General features: G+C 71.0%; 20 protein-coding genes. 5 read left to right on the plus strand and 15 right to left on the minus strand.

The window, feature by feature from the left end; all coding sequences use genetic code 11:
- The first annotated feature begins 150 nt into the window (after positions 1 to 150).
- The 4 genes from ACFZBU_RS09130 to ACFZBU_RS09145 all read left to right on the plus strand — a co-directional run bounded on the left by ACFZBU_RS09130 (position 151) and on the right by ACFZBU_RS09145 (position 3280).
- Complete coding sequence (locus ACFZBU_RS09130; protein WP_391582833.1) at positions 151 to 1113, plus strand: metal ABC transporter substrate-binding protein; 963 nt, start codon at positions 151 to 153, stop codon at positions 1111 to 1113.
- Positions 1110 to 1886, plus strand: a complete 777-nt coding sequence (locus ACFZBU_RS09135; RefSeq protein ID WP_391582834.1) for a metal ABC transporter ATP-binding protein — start codon at positions 1110 to 1112, stop codon at positions 1884 to 1886. The genes ACFZBU_RS09130 and ACFZBU_RS09135 overlap by 4 nt, the downstream gene beginning before the upstream one ends.
- Positions 1883 to 2794, plus strand: a complete 912-nt coding sequence (locus ACFZBU_RS09140) for a metal ABC transporter permease (RefSeq protein ID WP_391582835.1) — start codon at positions 1883 to 1885, stop codon at positions 2792 to 2794. Before ACFZBU_RS09135 ends, ACFZBU_RS09140 begins: the two co-directional genes overlap by 4 nt.
- A 69-nt stretch (positions 2795 to 2863) precedes the next feature.
- Positions 2864 to 3280 carry a Fur family transcriptional regulator gene (locus ACFZBU_RS09145; RefSeq protein ID WP_391582836.1) on the plus strand — a complete coding sequence of 139 codons (417 nt, stop codon included), beginning with the start codon at positions 2864 to 2866 and terminating at the stop codon, positions 3278 to 3280.
- 15 nt (positions 3281 to 3295) lie between these two features.
- On the opposite strand, the gene ACFZBU_RS09150 is transcribed toward ACFZBU_RS09145, so the two are convergent.
- The 8 genes from ACFZBU_RS09150 to leuA form a co-directional block, all read right to left on the minus strand.
- On the minus strand, positions 3296 to 3835 hold the full coding sequence (locus tag ACFZBU_RS09150; protein WP_391582837.1) for a hypothetical protein: 540 nt from the start codon (positions 3833 to 3835) through the stop codon (positions 3296 to 3298).
- Between the two features lie 158 nt (positions 3836 to 3993).
- Positions 3994 to 4782, minus strand: a complete 789-nt coding sequence (locus ACFZBU_RS09155) for a TIGR03943 family putative permease subunit (protein WP_391582838.1) — start codon at positions 4780 to 4782, stop codon at positions 3994 to 3996.
- Positions 4779 to 5864 (minus strand): permease, encoded by a 1086-nt coding sequence (locus ACFZBU_RS09160; protein WP_391582839.1) that lies wholly within the window; start codon positions 5862 to 5864, stop codon positions 4779 to 4781. Before ACFZBU_RS09160 ends, ACFZBU_RS09155 begins: the two co-directional genes overlap by 4 nt.
- Before the next feature lie 120 nt (positions 5865 to 5984).
- On the minus strand, positions 5985 to 6875 hold the full coding sequence (locus ACFZBU_RS09165) for an isoprenyl transferase (protein WP_391583075.1): 891 nt from the start codon (positions 6873 to 6875) through the stop codon (positions 5985 to 5987).
- Positions 6876 to 6898: 23 nt separating this feature from the next.
- Positions 6899 to 7651, minus strand: coding sequence for a DNA repair protein RecO (recO, locus tag ACFZBU_RS09170; RefSeq protein WP_391582840.1), 753 nt, complete (start codon positions 7649 to 7651; stop codon positions 6899 to 6901).
- Between the two features lie 70 nt (positions 7652 to 7721).
- A complete protein-coding gene (locus ACFZBU_RS09175; RefSeq protein WP_391582841.1) occupies positions 7722 to 8330 on the minus strand; it encodes a TerB family tellurite resistance protein in 609 nt (202 codons plus the stop codon).
- Positions 8331 to 8498: 168 nt separating this feature from the next.
- Positions 8499 to 9419 (minus strand): TauD/TfdA dioxygenase family protein, encoded by a 921-nt coding sequence (locus ACFZBU_RS09180; protein WP_391582842.1) that lies wholly within the window; start codon positions 9417 to 9419, stop codon positions 8499 to 8501.
- A gap of 180 nt (positions 9420 to 9599) precedes the next feature.
- On the minus strand, positions 9600 to 11357 hold the full coding sequence (gene leuA, locus ACFZBU_RS09185) for a 2-isopropylmalate synthase (protein ID WP_391582843.1): 1758 nt from the start codon (positions 11355 to 11357) through the stop codon (positions 9600 to 9602).
- A 309-nt stretch (positions 11358 to 11666) separates the two neighbouring features.
- On the opposite strand from leuA, the gene ACFZBU_RS09190 reads away from it, so the two are divergent.
- Positions 11667 to 12386 carry a hypothetical protein gene (locus ACFZBU_RS09190; RefSeq protein ID WP_391582844.1) on the plus strand — a complete coding sequence of 240 codons (720 nt, stop codon included), beginning with the start codon at positions 11667 to 11669 and terminating at the stop codon, positions 12384 to 12386.
- A gap of 13 nt (positions 12387 to 12399) precedes the next feature.
- On the opposite strand, the gene era is transcribed toward ACFZBU_RS09190, so the two are convergent.
- From era to ACFZBU_RS09225, 7 genes are all read right to left on the minus strand, one after another.
- Positions 12400 to 13350: a GTPase Era gene (era, locus tag ACFZBU_RS09195; protein WP_391582845.1), complete on the minus strand. Its 951-nt coding sequence runs from the start codon at positions 13348 to 13350 to the stop codon at positions 12400 to 12402.
- 81 nt (positions 13351 to 13431) lie between these two features.
- Positions 13432 to 13791 (minus strand): cytidine deaminase, encoded by a 360-nt coding sequence (locus tag ACFZBU_RS09200; RefSeq protein WP_391582846.1) that lies wholly within the window; start codon positions 13789 to 13791, stop codon positions 13432 to 13434.
- 95 nt (positions 13792 to 13886) lie between these two features.
- Positions 13887 to 15215, minus strand: a complete 1329-nt coding sequence (locus ACFZBU_RS09205; protein ID WP_391582847.1) for a hemolysin family protein — start codon at positions 15213 to 15215, stop codon at positions 13887 to 13889.
- A gap of 51 nt (positions 15216 to 15266) precedes the next feature.
- The gene (ybeY, locus tag ACFZBU_RS09210) at positions 15267 to 15740 is read right to left on the minus strand and encodes an rRNA maturation RNase YbeY (RefSeq protein ID WP_360304623.1); all 474 of its coding nucleotides are present in this window, start codon (positions 15738 to 15740) and stop codon (positions 15267 to 15269) included.
- A 5-nt stretch (positions 15741 to 15745) separates the two neighbouring features.
- Complete coding sequence (locus ACFZBU_RS09215) at positions 15746 to 16798, minus strand: PhoH family protein (protein ID WP_391583076.1); 1053 nt, start codon at positions 16796 to 16798, stop codon at positions 15746 to 15748.
- Between the two features lie 214 nt (positions 16799 to 17012).
- A complete protein-coding gene (locus tag ACFZBU_RS09220; RefSeq protein ID WP_391582848.1) occupies positions 17013 to 17924 on the minus strand; it encodes a ribonuclease Z in 912 nt (303 codons plus the stop codon).
- A 6-nt stretch (positions 17925 to 17930) separates the two neighbouring features.
- Positions 17931 to 18293 carry a histidine triad nucleotide-binding protein gene (locus tag ACFZBU_RS09225; RefSeq protein ID WP_391582849.1) on the minus strand — a complete coding sequence of 121 codons (363 nt, stop codon included), beginning with the start codon at positions 18291 to 18293 and terminating at the stop codon, positions 17931 to 17933.
- Positions 18294 to 18306: the final 13 nt, after the last annotated feature.

Genomic DNA, 18306 nt, shown 5'->3' on the forward strand with positions numbered 1-18306 from the left:
GTGCGACGATGCGGGCAGTGACAGTGTCGGCACAGGCTACCGGCGCGCCGGTCGCCCCGGTAAATCCTTATGCCCGCACCCGACTGTGCCACGGTTGGCCCAACCCGCTATTATTGACAACGATTGTCATTCTAGTTGAGAATCATTGTCATGAAGATACGCCGCACCGCTCCGGCTGCCCTGCTCGCGGCCGCCGCCGCATCCGCCCTGCTGCTCTCCGGATGCGCGGGCACCGACGACGCGAAGGCGGATACCGGGGCGGGCGCGAAGCTGCGGGTGATCGCGGCCTTCTACCCGATGAAATTCGTTGCCCAGCAGGTCGGCGGGCCGCACGTGAAGGTGACGAACCTGACCAAGGCCGGCGCCGAGCCGCACGATCTGGAGTTGACCCCCAGGCAGGTCGGCGCGGTCTCGCAAGCCGATCTGGTCGTCTACCTCAAGGGTCTGCAGCCCGCGGTGGACAAGGCGATCTCGCAGAACAAGCCCAAGCACACGGTGGAGGCGAGCACACTCGCGCCGCTGGAGGAGCACGGCACCGAGGTGCACGGCACCGAGGAAGGCGGGCACGAGGGCCACGACCACGCGGACGCCGAGCACGGCGACCCGCACGTGTGGCTGGACCCGACCCGGCTCGCCGCGATCGCCGGCGGCGTCGGCGAATCGCTCGCCGCCGCGGACCCGGCCAACGCGCAGGACTACCGCGCCCGCGCCGCCGACCTGACCGCACGCCTGAACACGCTCGACGGCGAGTTCACCGCCGGCCTGACCACGTGCGCCCGCAGGGACTTCGTGACCGCCCACGCGGCCTTCGGCTATCTCGCGGAGCGTTACCACCTGAACCAGATCGCGGTGAACGGCGTCAACCCGGAATCCGAGCCCTCCCCCGCCCGCCGGGCCGACATCCAGAAGCTGGCGCACGAGCGCGGGGTGACCACGATCTTCTTCGAGACGCTGGCCGAACCCAAGACCGCCAGGACACTCGCCCAGGACCTGAACGTGCGGACCGCCGTCCTGGATCCGCTGGAGGGCATAAAGAACGAGGCCGAGAACGATTACCTCTCGGTGATGCGCGCCAACCTGGACGCGCTGCGGAAGGGACTCGGCTGCTCATGACACGACTTCAGGCGCCGGTCGCCCGGCTGACCGGCGGCACCGCGTCCCTGGGCGGCCGGCCGGTACTGCGCGGAGTGGACCTGAGCGTGCACCCCGGCGAGGTGGTCGCCCTGCTCGGCGCCAACGGCTCGGGCAAGTCCACGCTGGTGCGCACCCTGGTCGGGCTGGTCCCGTTGACCGGCGGCACGATCGAACTGTTCGACACGCCGTTCGCCCGATTCCGCGACTGGTCGCGGATCGGCTATGTGCCGCAGCGCACCACCGCCGCCGCCGGCGTGCCGGCCAGTGTGCGCGAAGTGGTCACCTCGGGCCTGCTCGACGGCCGCCGTGTGCTCGGCCCGGGTCGGCGCGGCCGGGCCGCCGTGGACGAGGCGCTGGCCGCGGTCGGCATGCTCGACCGGGCCCGCGACGGCATCGCCCACCTGTCCGGCGGCCAGCAGCAGCGGGTGCTGATCGCCCGCGCCCTGGCCCGCCGCCCCGACCTGCTGATCATGGACGAGCCGATGGCGGGCGTGGACCTGCGCAGCCAGGAGGTGCTCGCGGGCACCTTGCGCACGCAGCAGGAACAGGGCCGGGCGGTCCTGCTCGTACTGCACGAACTCGGCCCGCTGGAGCCGCTGATCGACCGCGCGGTGGTCCTGCGCGAGGGCTGCGTGTGCCACGACGGCCCGCCGCCCCGGGCGGTCGGCCAACATGCGCTGCCGGGCCACGACCACGTGCACCCGCACGACGATCACACCGCGCACCGCGCCGGGATGGGACTGCTCTCGTGACGATCCTGGACTTCCCCTTCATGCAGCGCGCGCTGCTCGCGGCCCTGCTCGTGGGCATGGCCGCGCCCGCCGTCGGCGTCTACCTGGTCCAGCGCCGACAGGCGTTCATGGGCGACGGCATCGGACACGTCGCGCTGACCGGCGTCGGCCTGGGCTTCCTGCTCAGCACCTCCCCCGTCTGGACCGCGGTGCTCACCGCGTCCGTGGGCGCGGTGCTGATCGAGCTGATCCGCGAGCGCAACAAGGTCAGCGGCGACGTCGCGCTGTCCGTGCTCTTCTACGGCGGCATCGCGGGCGGCGTGATGCTGATCAACCTGGCCCCGGAGGGCTCCAACGCCAATCTCCAGTCGTACCTGTTCGGTTCGCTGACCTCGGTCTCGCCACAGGACATCCGGATCATCACGATCCTGGCGGTCGCGGTGCTCGCGGTCACCCTCGGGCTGCGCCGGGCTCTGTTCACGGTGTGCCAGGACGAGGAGTTCGCCCGGGTGACCGGCCTGCCGGTGCGCGCGCTGAACCTGCTGCTCGCGGTCACCGCCGCGGTCACCGTGACGGTGGCCATGCGGGTGGTGGGGCTGCTCCTGGTGAGCGCGCTGATGGTGGTCCCGGTCGCGGTCGCCCAGCAGGTCTCGCGCACGTTCTCGATGACCGCCGCGCTCGCGATCGTGGTCGGCGTACTGGTCTCGGTCTCCGGCACGGCCCTGACGTACTACGTCGACGCGCCGCCCGGGGCCACCATCGTGCTGCTCGCCATCGCGTTGTTCGTCCTGGTGGGCGTGCTCGCCACGCCGCTGAACCGGCGCCGGGCCCGGCGCGCGGAGGCCGCCGCGGCCGAGGCCGGTCCGGCTCGGGTCGACGACGTGCATGTGGACGCGGAGGTACCCGGCGCCGGCACAATGGCGACCTAGACATGGACACACCGCGCCGGCGCGAGGACAGCGCGCCGTCCGGCTCGTAGCGATCGAGGAGGCACCCAGGTGACCACCGCCCACGGCGCGAGCCCGGTTCGGGGTCGGTCCACCCGGCAGCGTGCCGCCGTTTCGGCACTCCTCGACGAGATCGAGGACTTCCGCAGCGCCCAGGACCTGCACGACCTGCTCAAGCAGCGCGGCGAGGCGGTCGGGCTGACCACCGTCTACCGCACGCTCCAGGCCCTGGCGGACGCCGACGAGGTGGACGTGCTGCGCACCCAGGACGGCGAGTCGGTCTACCGTCGGTGCAGCCGTGGGCACCACCACCACCTCGTCTGCCGCTCCTGCGGTCGCACCGTCGAGGTCGAGGGCCCGGCGGTCGAGCGGTGGGCGAACCGGATCGCCGCCGAGCACGGTTTCGGCGACGTCTCGCACGAGTTGGAAATCTTCGGCACCTGCGCGCAGTGCGCGAACCCGGCCTAGCCCGGGTTCGCTCGACTACCAGCTGCCCCCGCCGGTCGTACCGGTCGTGCTGCCGCCCCACGTCCCGCCCTCGGTGCACGTGCCGGTGGGCCGCACCGTGGCCGAGCCGACCCGATTCGGTTTCAGCACGTTGAGCTGTCCGGCCGCGATCGAACCGCCGTAGAGGAACTCCGAGTAGGCGAACGTCTTGGTGATCGACTTCTTGCCCGCGGGCACGTCGATGTCCTCCTGTTTCATGCTGCCGGAGGAGCCGCCGTAGCTGACCGTGATCCGCCCGCCCCTGTGTCCGTCGGCGAAGGTGATCGTGGCGATGAAGGTCTCCATGAACGCGGTCTTGCACCGGACGCCGGCCAGCGTGCCGGGCGTGACGGTCAGGAACACGCCCTTGACCTCCAGGTCGCCGTCCCCGGCCTTGCCGTCCTGGCCCGAGGTCTTCGGCACCTCGGTGCTCGTTCCCTGCTGCCGGTCGGTGTCCGTGCCCTTGTGCTTTTGACACCCGGTCACGCCCGACCCGAGTACGCCCACGACGACCGCCGCGACGACGGCACGACGCATTCCCCACCCCATGCTGATTCCCCCCGATCGAGCGGCGGATCGTCCTCCCCAGGCGATCCGTCCGCGAACTCACGGTAGGAGAAGGGGCGTCACGCCGCCGCCGCGCTCGCAGGACGCGAACGCGGCGGTGACGGGACCGTGACATCGTCACGGCGTGCCTATTCGTACGGCTCGCGCGGTGTCGGGATGGGGTCGACCCGGGTCGCGGTCAGGGCCGGCATCGCGTCGTCCGCCTGGGTCTGGCCGTTGGGCAGCCAGCGGCCGGTGACCGTCACCCACGAGTCGGTCGGGGGCGCCGCGACGCCGTGCACCTCGATCTTGCGGGCGAAGGCGTCGGCGGCACAGCAGCTGATCACCATCCGGGTGATGTACCACGTGCCGGCCGTCTTGCCGGGCGTGACGAAGCCGGTGAGCTGGACGTTGCGGTCCTTGAGCGGCGCGGTGGTGTCCCAGACCGAGCGGATCAGGAAGTCGGCCAGGGTCATCGGCAGCGGATCCCCCGGCGGCAGTGCCGGGAAGCCCGCGTCGTTCGAGGCGGCGGCCGGCTTGGCCACCACGTTGTCCGAGCGCGAGGCGGTGTACGAACCGAGGGCGGGCGGCGCGATCAGGAACAGCGCGAGCACCGGCAGGCACAACAGCCAGGCCGCACGCGGGCCGGCCGAGTGGTCGTGCCCGTGACCGTCCTCGCCCGCCGGCTCCACCGGCTGCTCGTCGATCGACCCGGCCGCATGGGCGGACGCGTGCTCGGTGGCGGGTTCCTTGGCCTGCCGCTGGATCCCGTCCCGCACCACGGAGATCAGGCCGACCACGAGCAGGATCACGCCCGCCGCGAGCAGCGCGGGACGCAGTCCGTCCTTGACGTAGCGCAGGTACATGTCGGTCAGCGAGATCCGCAGCAGCGCGCCGCCGATCAGGATCAACAGCACCGCCTGGACGTCCCGCCTCACAACAACCACCATCCGACGCCGTAACTTGCCACGATCGCGACCACGAACGTGGCCGAGGAGAACCGGGCCGCGAAGCCGCGCCCGAAGGTGCCCGACTGGAGCGCGATCAGCTTCACGTCCACCATCGGGCCGACCACCATGAAGGCCAGTTTCGCGGTCGGCGAGAACCCGATCAGACTCGCCGCCACGAACGCGTCCGCCTCGGAGCAGACCGCGAGCACCACCGCCAGGAAGGCCAGCGCGAGCACCGCGAACCACGGCGAACCGGAGACCGCGTCGATCACGTGCTTGGGCACCGTGACGTTCAGCGTCGCGGCGGTGAGCGCGCCGATCACCAGGAAGCCGCCCGCGTGCAGGAAGTCGTGCTGGAGCGCGAGCCGGAAGTTCTCCCACTTGCCGCTGCCGCCGTGATCGTGCGGGCGGCGCATCGCCTTGATCCACTCGGGCCGGCCGAAGCGTGCCCACAACCAGCCCATCAGCACCGCCGTGCCGAGCGAGGCGACGAAGCGGGCGAGCACCATCTCGGGCTGCTTGGGAAAGGCCACCGCGGTCGCGGTCAACACGATCGGGTTGATCGCGGGCGAGGACAACAGGAACGCGAGCGCCGCGGCGGGCGCGACCCCGCGCGCCATCAACCCACTGGCCACCGGCACCGACGCGCACTCGCAGCCGGGCAGGATCGCCCCGGCAGCGCCCGCGACCGGCACCGCCAGGGACTGCCGCCGGGGCAGCACCTTGGTGAACACCGACGGCGGCACGAACGCGGTGATCGCCGCGGACAGCAGCGTGCCGAGCACCAGGAACGGCAGCGCCTGCACGGAGATCGCGACGAACACGGTGGCCCAGGTCTGCACCGCGGGCGTGCCGAGCCGATCCACGATCCACGGCTGCGCGAAGAGCAGCCCGACCAGGGCGAGGACGAAGAATTCGAGTTGGCCCGGTCGCCATCGCTCGGCGGGTGGGCGACCGTGCGAAACGGGCCCGGCGGTCGCGGACGACTCGGCGCTGCGCGGTGGCGGTGGCGCCGTCCGTGCGGCGGCAGCGGGGCGCGGCGGCGCGCTCTTTTCGAACATGATGGTCATGTTCGCATTGATCGTGAGGCTGCCGCCGGGCGCACACCCCGCTTTACGAACCTTTCACCCGTCGACCGTCGCCCACTCGGGCGAGCGGCTCCCCGTGCCGACCGACCCCGCCGGGGCCGATCAGGCCCCCGACGCGGCCGGCGAACCCGACGGCACCGGCTCCGACTCCGGGTCCGGCGCCGCGACCGCGTTCGGCAGGGCGCCGCCGTAGCGACGATCGCGCGAGGCGTACGTCTCGCACGCCTGCCACATGTGCCGCCGGTCGAAGTCCGGCCACAACACGTCGAGGAAGACCATCTCGGCGTACGCGGACTGCCACAGCAGGAAGTTGGACGTGCGCTGCTCACCGGAGGACCGGATGAACAGATCCACATCGGGCATGTCCGGCTCGTCCAGATACTTGGCGAACAACTTCTCGTCGACCTTCTTCGGGTCGAGCCGGCCCGCCTTGACGTCCGCCGCGATCAACGCCGCGGCGTCCGCGATCTCGGCCCGGCCGCCGTAGTTGATGCACATCGCCAGGGTGAGGTTGGTGTTGTTCTTGGTCCGCTCCTCGGCGATCTCCAGCTCCCTGATCACGCTCGCCCACAACCGGGGCCGCCGACCGCACCAGCGGATCCGTACGCCGAGCTCGTCCATCTCGTCGATCCGCCGGTGGATCGTGTCGATGTTGAAGCCCATCAGGAAGCGCACCTCCTCGGGCGAACGCTTCCAGTTCTCGGTGGAGAAGGCGTACGCGGAGACGTACTTGACGCCGATCTGCGCCGCGCCCTCGACCACGTCGAACAACGACGCCTCGCCCGCGGTGTGCCCGTCGGTGCGGGCCAGACCGCGCTCCTTGGCCCAGCGGCCGTTGCCGTCCATCACCAGTGCCACGTGCCGGGGCACCAGGTCGGCCGGGATCTCCGGTGGCAGTGCGCCCTCGGCGTGCGGCTTCGGGTCGCGGTACTGCCGCTGCTCGCGAGCGGCCCGGGCGGGTGCCGACTCGGCCCGCCGGCGGCGGGGGAACAGGCCGAAGCGGCCACGCGACTGACTCACGATCTCTCCACCAATCTCAACGAGCGGATACCCCGCTCCAGGTGCCATTGCAGATACGCGGCCACCAGGCCGCTGCCCTCGCGCCGGTGCCGCGGCTCGCTCGCGTCGGCTCGGCCCCAGTCGCCGGTCAACAGCGCACCGAGCAGGGAAAGGGTCTCGGGTGAGGGTACGACGGATCCGGCCGGGCGGCAGTCGCCGCACACCGTCCCACCACCCTGGACGGAGAAGAACCGGTTCGGTCCGTCCAGTCCGCAGCGCGCGCAGTCGACGAAACTGGGCGCGTAGCCCGCCACCGCGAGCGAGCGGAGCAGGAACGCGTCCAGTACCAGGCCGGGCTCGTGGCTGCCCATCGCGAGGGTGCGCAGGGCGCCGATCAGCAGGAGGTACTGCTGGAGTGCCGGTTGGCCGCGCTCGTGGTCGGTGAGCCGCTCGGCGGTCTCCAGGATCGCCGTCCCGGAGGTGTACGCGGCGTAGTCCAGCGCGAGCCGACCGCCGTACGCGCCCAGGGTCTCCGCCTGCGTGATGATCGGCAGACCGCGGCCCGGGAAGTCGCTGCCCCGGGTGAAGAGCTGGATGTCGACGTGCGCGAACGGCTCGACCCGGGCGCCGAACTTCGACTTCGTCTTGCGCACCCCGCGTGCGACGGCGCGCACGATCCCGTGGTCGCGGGTCAGGAGGGTGATGATCCGATCGGCCTCACCCAACTTCTGGGCGCGCAGGACGACACCCTCGTCACGGAGGAGGCTCATGCTCCCATTGTGCCGCGCTCGGCCGACGCGCCGGGTCCGTGCTCACGGCTCGCGGCCGGCCGCGGGCGGCTCAGGGCCCTGCGAGCACGTGATCGACGCGGGCCCGGCCGAGGCCGAGTCGGTCGCCCGCGTGGTAGAGGATCACCCGGTGCGCCGGGTCGTACGCCCCGCCGGCCAGCGCGACCCGGGCCGCGAGGCCGACCAGGTGCTCGCGCCCGGCGACCGCGAGGTGCGGCGCGATCTCGGCGAGCGCCCACGCGGTGTCCTGCGCGATGTGCGCCCCGACGTCGGCGGCGAGCGTGCACGCGTCGTAGCTCGGCATGCCCGCGGCCCGGACCGTCTCCACCGCCGCCGCGCGCACCGCCTCCGCCGCGTGCGGCTCGTCGTCCACGGCCGCCACGACGGCCACCACGAGGGCACGCACCGCCTCGCGCAGCAGCAGCGTCAGAGCGCGCGCGGTCGGCGTCTCCAGCACCGAGACGTCGTGCCGCGTGCAGCACACCGCGCACTCGATGCCGGAGCCGGCCCGCCCGAGCGGGATCAGCGCGACGCCCAACAGCACGAGCCGGCGTCGACCGCCGCCCTTGCGAAAGCGCCGGTCACCACCGCACGCCGGACAGTGGAACTCGCCGTCCCCGATCGCCGATCGAATGGTCCGGATGCCCACGACGAAGAACATGGTGCAGCCCCCTGCGTCCCGCGCGACGGAATGCAGTATTTCCGCCTGCTCCGATGCTGCCACGATTTTCACGAAGCGTCATCGAAAGCGGACAGATGGTTACTTTTGTTCGCGCGGGGCGGCGCGCGGGCAGGGTGCGCGGGCCGTCGGGGCAGGCGGCCGGAGTGCTCAGTACGGACGGTCGCCCAGGATCGATGCGCGCTCCATCACCCGCACGTGCGGGTGGTAGTCGTTGACCGCGTAGTGCTGGGTCGCCCGGTTGTCCCAGAACGCGACGGTGTCCGGCGTCCAGCGCAGCCGGAACTGGTACTCGGGTGTCATCGCCTGGCGGAACAGCAGCCCGAGCAGTTCCTCGCTCTCCGCGTCCGGCAACCCGACGACGTGGTCGGTGAAGATGCCGTTGACGAACAGCGTGCGCCGACCGGTGGCCGGGTGGGTGCGTACCACGGGGTGCTCGACCGGCGGGAACTCGCGTCGCTTGGCCGCGAGTTGCTCGGCATCGAGGCCGTGCCCGAAGGCGAGGGTGAAGTCGTGCACGGCGCTCAGCCCGGCCACCCGTTCGCGCAGGTCGGCCGGCAGCGCGTCGTGGGCGGCGGCCATGTCCGCCCACACCGTGTCCCCGCCACGCTCGGGCACCTCGACCGCACGCAGCACCGAACCGAGCGCGGGCCGCTCGCGCCAGGTGACGTCGGCGTGCCAGATGTTCTCCACACCCACGGACGCGGCGTCCTTGGCGAAGCGCACCACCTCGGGCACGTCCCCGTGGGACAGGAAGGGGTGCACCTCCAATTCGCCCCAGAGCCGGGCGAACGCGCAGTGCTGCGCGGGCGTGATCGGCTGGTCCCGGAAGACGAGCACCTTCCATTCCAGGAGCGCCCGGTCGAGTTCGGCGAACAGTTCGGGACCGACCGGCTCGGCAAGCGAGACGCCGCGGATCTCGGCGCCGATCAGGTCGCCCTGCGGAACGAGTTCGAACAGGGTGTACGGCGCCGACTCGACGCCTTCGGGCAGTCGGCGGAGCACGCGCGGCCCCGGCATCAGCCTGCGGTCGGCGATCCGGCTGCGCATCGGCGTTGTGGGCGGTGTCATGGCAGTGCCCTCCCCGGGGGTAGAGCGGCACTTTAACTCAGCTGAGTTAACTTGGGAACGGGGTCGAGGCGATCTCGAGTCCGGTTCGACGCAGTCCCGGTCAACCAAGTGCGGGCTCGATGAAAACGGAACGGCGGTCCCCGGCCGAGCCGGGGACCGCCGTTCGGGAAACCTTCTCGGTCACCCGCGCGCGGCGCGGTTGACCGCGCTCACGATCGCCTTGAGCGACGCGCGCACGATGTTCTCGTCCACGCCCACACCCCACAGCACCCGGCCGTCGACCGCGCACTCGACGTAGGCCGCGGCCCGCGCGTCCTCGCCGCCGCTCATCGCGTGCTCGCTGTAGTCCAGCACCCGCGCGTCGAAGCCCAGGCCGCCCAGGGCCCGGACGAACGCGTCGATCGGGCCGTTGCCGGTCGCCTCCAGCGTCTGCACCGCGCCGTCCACGCTCATCTCGACGGTCAGCACGTCCTTGCCGTCCGCGCCGGAGACCGTGCGGTGACCGCGCAGCTCCAGCCGACCCCACGGGGCGTCCGGCGTGGGCAGGTACTCGTCCTGGAACGTGGCCCAGATCTGAGCCGGCGTCACCTCGCCGCCCTCGGCGTCGGTCTTGGTCTGGATGATCCGGGAGAACTCGATCTGCGCCCGACGCGGCAGGTCCATCCGGTGGTCGGCCTTGAGCACGTACGCGACGCCACCCTTGCCGGACTGGCTGTTGACCCGGATCACCGCTTCGTAGGTGCGGCCCACGTCCTTGGGGTCGATCGGCAGGTACGGCACCGCCCAGTCCAGTTCCTCGACCGGCTTGCCCGCCTCGGCCGCGTCCCGCTCCAGGACCTCCAGGCCCTTCTTGATCGCGTCCTGGTGCGAGCCGGAGAACGCGGTGTAGACCAGGTCGCCCGCGTACGGGTGGCGCGGGTGCACCGGCAGCTGCGTGCAGTACTCGACCGTGCGCCGGATCTCGTCGATCTCGGAGAAGTCGATCATCGGGTCGACGCCCTGGCTGAACAGGTTCATCCCCAGCGTGACCAGGTCCACGTTGCCGGTGCGCTCGCCGTGCCCGAACAGGCAGCCCTCGACCCGGTCGGCACCGGCCATCACGGCCAGCTCGGTCGCCGCCACCGCCGCGCCGCGGTCGTTGTGCGGGTGCACCGACAGCGCGATGAAGTCGCGACGGGTCAGGTTGCGGCTCATCCACTCGATCTGGTCCGCGTACACGTTCGGCGTCGAGCGCTCGATGGTGGCGGGCAGGTTCAGCACGATCTCGCGACCGGCCTCGGGCTGCCACACGTCCATCACCGCCTCGCAGACCTCCAGGGCGAAGTCCAGCTCGGTGTCGATGAAGATCTCGGGCGAGTACTCGTAGCCGAACGCGGTCTCGTCGCCCAGGTGCTTGTCCGCGAAGCGCATCACGTGCTCGGTGCCGGACACCGCGATCGCCTTGCACTGGTCGCGGTCGACGTTGAAGACGACCCGACGGAAGGCGGGCGCCGTCGCGTTGTACAGGTGGACCGTGGCCTTGGGCGCGCCGATCAGCGACTCCACGGTGCGCCCGATCAGTTCCTCGCGGGCCTGGGTCAGCACCGAGATGGTGACGTCCTCCGGTACCGCGCCCTCTTCGATGATCGAGCGGATGAAGTCGAAGTCGGTCTGCGACGCGGCCGGGAAGCCGACCTCGATCTCCTTGTAGCCCATCCGTACCAGCAGGTCGAACATGGTCCGCTTGCGGGCCGGGCTCATCGGGTCGATCAGCGCCTGGTTGCCGTCCCGCAGGTCGGTGGACAGCCAGCGCGGTGCCACCGTGATCGTCTTCGACGGCCAGGTGCGGTCCGGCAGGTCGACGCCCCGGAACGGCCTGTACTTGTGGATCGGCATCCCGGACGGCTGCTGCGTCACGGACGAGGCGGTGATCGGCGTGGGGCGATTCACGGAAGGCATGCGGCTGGTCTCCTGTATGCGAGGAACGGGCTGCAACGGCAGGTAGGCCGGCGACGGGAGGAAACGACATCCCGGAGGCTCCGACGTGCGGACATGCCTCTATCCCCGCGACGGGGGAGCCGGTCTGACCTCTGTCAGAGGGATGAGCCCCCGGCGCGGCGGCTAAGGAGAAGCAGCCACTGACGCATGATCTGGCAACCATACCCGACCGATCGCAACCGTCGGGCCGGCATCCGGCATACGAACACATGCGATCTTTTCGGCCGAGCCCCTCGCCCGCCGGCCGAGATCCTCCTACGCTCACTGACCATGAGCTACGACAACCAGGGCCCATACGGACAACAGCCGGGTCAGGGCCAGCCCGGCGGATACCCCCAGCAGGGCGGCCCGGGCTACGGACAACCGCAACAGGGCGGATACGGACAGCAACCCCCGCAGTACGGTCAGCAGCCGCCGCCCGGGTACGGGCAGCAGTCCGGCCCGTACGGTCAGCAGCCGGGATACGGGCAGCAGCCCGGTGGATATCCGCCGCCCACGCCGAGCGGAGGCGGCATGGGCGGCGGATTGGCGCCGTTCGCGCCGGCGGCGATCGGCGGGGCGATCGGTGCGGTGCTCGCGGCGATCGGGTCCTGCCTGGCCTGGATCGGCGCCAAGGGTGAGGGCGACCCGCTCAAGGGCCTCGAGGGCGACGGCAAGTGGACCTTGGCCGCAAGCCTGATCGCCGTGGTCCTGTTCGGCGTCGGCATCGCGCTGCGCAAGGCTCAGGTCGCCGCGGGCGCCGCGATCGCCGGGCTCGTGGCTCTGGGCTTCGCGATCTGGAACATCGCCGACAAGACTCGGCTGCCGCTCCAGGACGCGGACCTGCCCGACTCTCAGGTCGACCGAGCCAAGAAGATCCTGGAGAAAATCGATCTCACGGTCGAGTACGGCCTGTGGATGGTTCTGGCCGGCGCCGTGATCACCATCGGCGCGGCCGTATTCGTCCTGATGACCGCGAAGCGCAACCAGTCGGGCCCGTACGGCCGCTGATCCCCGACCGACCTCAGAACCCGAGCTTGCGGAGCTGCTTGGGGTCGCGCTGCCAGTCCTTGGCCACCTTCACGTGAAGGTCCAGGTAAACGGGCGTCCCAAGCAGCGCCTCGATCTGCTTGCGGGCGCGCGTGCCCACATCCTTGAGCCGCGCGCCCTTGTGCCCGATCACGATCGCCTTCTGGCTCGGCCGCTCTACGTAGAGGTTCGCGTGCACGTCGAGCAGCGGCCGGTCCGCGGGGCGGTCCTCACGCGGGATCATCTCCTCGATGACCACCGCGAGCGAGTGCGGGAGTTCGTCACGCACGCCCTCCAGGGCCGCCTCGCGGATCAGCTCGGCGGCCATCACCATCTCCGGCTCGTCGGTGAGCTCGCCGTCCGGGTACAGCGGCGGGCCCGCCGGCAGCAGCGGCACCAGAAGGTCGGCGACCAGGGTCACCTGGCTGTCGCCGACGGCGGAGACCGGGATGATCTCGGCCCACTCGATGCCGACGTCCTCGCCCATCTTCTGCACCGCGAGCAACTGCTGGACCAGCGTCTGCTGGTCCACCAGGTCGGTCTTGGTCACGATCGCGACCTTGGGCGTGCGCTTGGCCTCGGCCAACTCGGCCGCGATGAACTTGTCGCCGGGGCCGACCTTCTGGTCGGCCGGGATACAGAAGCCGATCACGTCGACCTCCGCCCAGGTGGCCCGGACCAGGTCGTTGAGCCGCTGGCCGAGCAGCGTACGCGGCTTGTGCAGGCCGGGGGTGTCCACCAGGACGAGCTGGCCGTCGGGCCGGTGCACGATGCCGCGCACCGTGTGGCGGGTGGTCTGGGGGCGGCCCGACGTGATCGCCACCTTCGTGCCCACCAGCGCGTTCGTCAGGGTGGACTTGCCGGCGTTGGGGCGGCCCACGAAGCACGCGAAGCCCGAGCGGTGGACGGGCGCGGAGGGGTTAGGGCGATCACTCATGGGTGACATTGTCGCTCAAGAAGCGAGCGCTCCTCGCGTCGCGGGTGCGCCGGACGCCCTTTCGACCCTTCCGACCGATCCCGGCGCGCCCTAGACGGTCGCGATCGCGCGCACGACCGCGTCCGGGCCGGCCGACAGGATCGGCGTGCCGGCGCCGCCGAGATCGCGCACCGCGGCCAGATCCGCCTCGGCCACCGGGCCCTCCGCGCCGACGATCGCCGCCGCCTCCAGACCGCGTGCGCCGCCCGCGACGGCCATCGCGACGGCCGTGCGCAGCGCCGACAACTCCAGCGAGGGCAGCGCGACCGTGGACGCCGTGTAGGTGCGCCCGGTCTCGTCGCGCACGGCGGCACCCTCGCTCGCCCCGTTGCGGGCCCGGGTGGCCCGGGCCAGGGTGACCAGCTTGGCGTCCTCGGGATCGACGGCGAACTCGGGCGTCTCGGCGCTCACGGGGGCTCTCCTGTTCGGCGCGGTACGGGTGCCGGCACACCCTAACTCGCGCTCGTGTGAAGGTCGCACCCGAGGCGGCGGGCCGGCCGGGCAGGTCAGCGGTTCCGCTCGGATCCCGGGCGGGCGTCCGCGGTGGTCGACGGGTCGTCCCGGTCCGGTTCGACCCGGCCGACCACGATCGTGCCGACCCGGTTGCGCCGGCCCGAGGGGCTCTCCGCGATCAGCCGCAGGCCCTCGACCACGGCCGTGGCGCCCGGGATGGGCACCCGGCCGAGCGCCTTGGCGAGCAGGCCGCCGACGGTCTCCACGTCCTCGTCGTCGAGTTCGAGGCCGAACAGCTCGCCCAACTCGTCCACGGGCAACCGGGCGGTGACCCGGAACGTGCCGTCGGGGAGTTGCTCCACCGGCGCGGTCTCGGTGTCGTACTCGTCGGTGATCTCGCCGACGATCTCCTCGAGGATGTCCTCGATGGTGACCAGCCCGGCGGTGCCGCCGTACTCGTCGACCACCACGACCATGTGCGTGCGATCGGCCTGCATCTCGCGCAGCAGGTCGTCGGCCGGTTTGCTGTCCGGCACGAAGGTCGCCGCGCGCATGATCGAGTCGACGCTCTCCTTGGCCCAGCCGGGATCGCCCATGGTGCTGCGCCGGGCCAGGTCCTTGAGGAAGACGATGCCCACCACGTCGTCCTCGTTCTCGCCGATCACCGGGATCCGCGAGTAGCCGCTGCGCAGTGCCAGCGACATCGCCTGGCGCAGCGTCTTGTGCCGTTCGATGAAGACCATGTCCGGACGGGGCACCATCACCTCGCGCACGATGGTGTCGCCCAGTTGCAGCACCGAGTGCAACATCTCGCGCTCGTCGTCCTCGATCAGCGAGTCCTTCTCGGCCAGGTCCACGAACGCGCGCAGTTCGGCCTCGGACGCGAACGGCCCCTCCCGAAAACCCTTGCCCGGCGTGAGCGCGTTGCCCAGCAGGATCAGCAGCTTCGGCAGCGGCCCGAGCACGCGGGCGAGCCCGAACAGCACGGGTGCGCCGATGGTGGCCACGGTGACCGGGTGCTGGCGGCCGACGGTGCGCGGGGACACCCCGACGGCGACGTAGGACACCACGACCATGATGCCGATGGTGACCAGCACCGCCTGCCAGGTCTCGGCGAAGTCGTCCATGCACACGACGGTGACCAGGACGGCCGCCGACAGCTCGCACGCGACCCGCACCAGCAGGGCCAGGTTGAGATACCGGGCGGGATCCTGAACCACCGTCAACAGGCGCTTGGCGCCCCGGCGTTCCTCGCGGACCAACTCCTCGGCGCGGACCCGGGAGATCCGCGCGAGAGCGGTCTCCAGGCAGGCGAAGAGGCCGGCCACGACGACCAGGACGATCGCACCGACCACGAGTTGCAGCACGCTGTCAGCGGGCACTGCCGCCCCAGGGCCGGTTCCGGCTCGGGTCGGATGTATCCGGTGGCGGGATCATCCGCGGTCTCCCGCGGCGCGACGGGCCTCCCGCCAGGATTCGAGCAACTCCTTCTGGAGCGCGAACATCTCGCGCTCCTCGTCCGGCTCGGCGTGGTCGTAGCCGAGCAGGTGCAGCACGCCGTGCACGGTGAGCAGGTGCAGTTCGTCGTCCATGGAGTGGCCGGCCGCCGCGCCCTGGCGCTGCGCGACGGTCGGACACAGCACGACGTCGCCGAGCAACCCCTGCGGGGGGTCCTCGTCGGCCTTGCCGGGACGCAGTTCGTCCATCGGGAAGGACATCACGTCGGTCGGACCGGGCAGGTCCATCCATTGGATGTGCAGTTGTTCCATCGCGGGTTCGTCCACGATGACCACGGACAGTTCCGCCAGTGGATGGATGCGCATACGGTCCAGCGTCCACCGGGCGACGTCCACGATCGCGTGTTCGTCCACCCCCGTGCCGGACTCGTTGGCGATGTCGATGGACATGGCCTTCAGTTCACTTCCCGTTCCACTGTTTGCATGTTCACAACGGTGTGCTTGCCCCGGCCATTCCGGTCGCCCGCCCGCCGCCCGCGCGACCCGGGCCCGTCACCGTTGCCGGTGCCGCCGTTCGCGCGACCGTCGGCCTCGACCAGGACGTCGTAGCGCGCGTACGCGTCCACGATCCGGCCGACGAGCTTGTGTCGCACCACATCCTCGCTGGTGAGGCTGCAGAATGCGATGTCGTCCACGCCACGCAGGATCTCCTGCACCACGCGCAGCCCGGACTGGGTGCCACCGGGCAGGTCGACCTGGGTCGTGTCGCCGGTGACCACCATGCGCGAGCCGAAGCCCAACCGGGTCAGGAACATCTTCATCTGCTCGGCCGAGGTGTTCTGCGCCTCGTCCAGGATGATGAACGCGTCGTTCAGCGTACGGCCGCGCATGTAGGCGAGCGGGGCCACCTCGATGGTGCCCGCGGCCATCAGGCGCGGGATCGAGTCGGGGTCGATCATGTCGTGCAGCGCGTCGTAGAGCGGGCGCAGGTACGGGTCGATCTTCTCGTAGAGCGTGCCGGGCAGGAAGCCGAGCCGCTCGCCCGCCTCGACCGCCGGGCGGGTCAGGATGATCCGGGTGACCTGCTTGGATTGCAGGGCCTGAACCGCCTTGGCCATCGCCAGGTAGGTCTTGCCGGTGCCCGCCGGGCCGAGGCCGAACACGATGGTGTGTTCGTCGATCGCGTCCACGTAGCTCTTCTGATTGAGCGTCTTGGGACGGATCGTGCGGCCGCGGTTGGACAGGATGTTGAGGGTCATCACCTCGGCCGGACCGTGCCCGTCGTTGGAGCGGACCATCGCCACCGAGCGCTCGACCGCCTCCTCGTTGAGCGGCTGGCCGGTGCGCACGATGACCAGGAGCTCGTCGAAGAGCCTGCGGACCAGGGCCACGTCGGCCTCGGTACCGGAGACGGTGACCTCGTTGCCTCGGACGTGGATGTCGGTGTCGGGGAACCCCTGCTCGACCACTCGCAGGAACGAGTCGCCGGAACCGAGGAGCGCCACCATGGGGTGCTTGGCGGGGATCGTGATCTTCGCCTGGGCCTGCGCGGCCGGAGTTTCGCGCGTGCTCTCGCGCGCGGTGTTCTCGGAGCTCGCGCCTCGCGCGTTCGTCGTGGGAGCCATGGGCGGCCTTGGCGGCCTGATCACGCCTCATTTCCGTGCTCGGGAAGCGGTTCGATGCCGCTCAATGGTAACTCTCCGGACCCGGCGGACCCGGGGATTATTCCGGCACCTGCCGCCGCCTGGGAACCTCGATCCGGTCCAGGTCGTGCGCCGCGACGGTGTCCGGGAAAACCTCCCCGGCCTGCTCCAGGAGCGGTGTCACGTCGGCGTAGCGCTGCGAGAAGTGGGTCAGCACCAGCCGGCGCGCGCCCGCCTCGGCGGCGATGCCCGCCGCCTCGCGGGCGGTGAGGTGGCCGACCTCACGGGCGAGGTCGGCATCGGCGTCGGCGAACGTGGACTCGCACACGAGCAGGTCCACGTCGCGGGCGAGCTCGACCGCGCCCGGACACATCCGGGTGTCCATCACGAACGCGAACTTCTGCCCGGGGCGAGGCACGCTGACCTGTTCGAGGGTGACCTCGCCGACTCGGCCCTCGCGCTGGATCCGGCCCACGTCGGGCCCGGACATGCCATGTGCGGCGAGCAGGTCGGGCACCATCCGACGGCCGTCCGGTTCGACCACCCGGTAGCCGTACGACTCGACCGGGTGGGAGAGCAGGCGTGCCTCCAGGGTGAACGGCCCGGCGGGCAGTTCGACGTGCTCTCCCGCCAGCGGGTGCTCGATCAGCACGGCGGTCTCGTGGAACGCGGTCGCGTGGTGCAGCCGGTCGAACCACCGCTGTCCGCTCGCCGGGTAGTGCGCGGTCACCGGGTGCGCGACCCGGTCCAGCGACATGCGTTGGATCACGCCGGGGAGGCCGAGGCAGTGGTCACCGTGGAAGTGCGTGACGCAGATCCGGGTGATGTCGTGCGCGGCCACCCCGGCGTGCAACATCTGCCGCTGGGTGCCCTCCCCGGGGTCGAACAGCAGCCCTTCGCCGTCCCACCGCAACAGGTAGCCGTTGTGGTTGCGGTGCCGGGTCGGAGCCTGGCTCGCGGTGCCGAGGACGACGAATTCCCTGGTGGACACGTTCGACTAGCCGGGAGGCCAGCTCAGCCCGCGACCGCCGAGGAGGTGCGCGTGCACGTGGAAGACGGTCTGCCCGGCGCCTGTACCGGTGTTGAAGACTATCCGGTAGCCCGCTTCGGCGAGGTCCTCGGCGGCTGCGACGACCGCCGCCTCGGCGAGCAGGGTGCCCGCCAGTTCGGGGGCCTCGGCGCCCAGTTCGCCCGCGTTGGCGTAGTGCGCGCGCGGGATGACCAGGACGTGTGTGGGCGCCTGCGGGTTGATGTCCCGGAAGGCCACCACGTCCTTGGTCTCGTGGACGATCGTGGCCGGGACGTCGCCGGCGAGGATCTTGCAGAACAGGCAGTCGGCCTGGGGTTCCCCCGCAGCCATGGGTGCCTCCATC

Source organism: Embleya sp. NPDC008237, from assembly GCF_042956465.1.
Lineage (GTDB): Bacteria > Actinomycetota > Actinomycetes > Streptomycetales > Streptomycetaceae > Embleya.

Bases quoted from the DNA above. Each gene is read 5' to 3' on its own strand.
- ACFZBU_RS09150 (WP_391582837.1), bottom strand. From the start codon at position 3,835: ATGCGTCGTGCCGTCGTCGCGGCGGTCGTCGTGGGCGTACTCGGGTCG.
- ACFZBU_RS09135 (WP_391582834.1), top strand. From the start codon at position 1,110: ATGACACGACTTCAGGCGCCGGTCGCCCGGCTGACCGGCGGCACCGCG.
- era (WP_391582845.1), bottom strand. From the start codon at position 13,350: ATGTCACCCATGAGTGATCGCCCTAACCCCTCCGCGCCCGTCCACCGC.
- ACFZBU_RS09215 (WP_391583076.1), bottom strand. From the start codon at position 16,798: ATGGTGGCGCTCCTCGGTTCCGGCGACTCGTTCCTGCGAGTGGTCGAG.
- ACFZBU_RS09190 (WP_391582844.1), top strand. From the start codon at position 11,667: ATGAGCTACGACAACCAGGGCCCATACGGACAACAGCCGGGTCAGGGC.
- ACFZBU_RS09160 (WP_391582839.1), bottom strand. From the start codon at position 5,864: ATGACCATCATGTTCGAAAAGAGCGCGCCGCCGCGCCCCGCTGCCGCC.
- recO (WP_391582840.1), bottom strand. From the start codon at position 7,651: ATGAGCCTCCTCCGTGACGAGGGTGTCGTCCTGCGCGCCCAGAAGTTG.
- ACFZBU_RS09225 (WP_391582849.1), bottom strand. From the start codon at position 18,293: ATGGCTGCGGGGGAACCCCAGGCCGACTGCCTGTTCTGCAAGATCCTC.
- ACFZBU_RS09130 (WP_391582833.1), top strand. From the start codon at position 151: ATGAAGATACGCCGCACCGCTCCGGCTGCCCTGCTCGCGGCCGCCGCC.
- ybeY (WP_360304623.1), bottom strand. From the start codon at position 15,740: ATGTCCATCGACATCGCCAACGAGTCCGGCACGGGGGTGGACGAACAC.
- ACFZBU_RS09175 (WP_391582841.1), bottom strand. From the start codon at position 8,330: ATGTTCTTCGTCGTGGGCATCCGGACCATTCGATCGGCGATCGGGGAC.
- leuA (WP_391582843.1), bottom strand. From the start codon at position 11,357: ATGCCTTCCGTGAATCGCCCCACGCCGATCACCGCCTCGTCCGTGACG.
- ACFZBU_RS09180 (WP_391582842.1), bottom strand. From the start codon at position 9,419: ATGACACCGCCCACAACGCCGATGCGCAGCCGGATCGCCGACCGCAGG.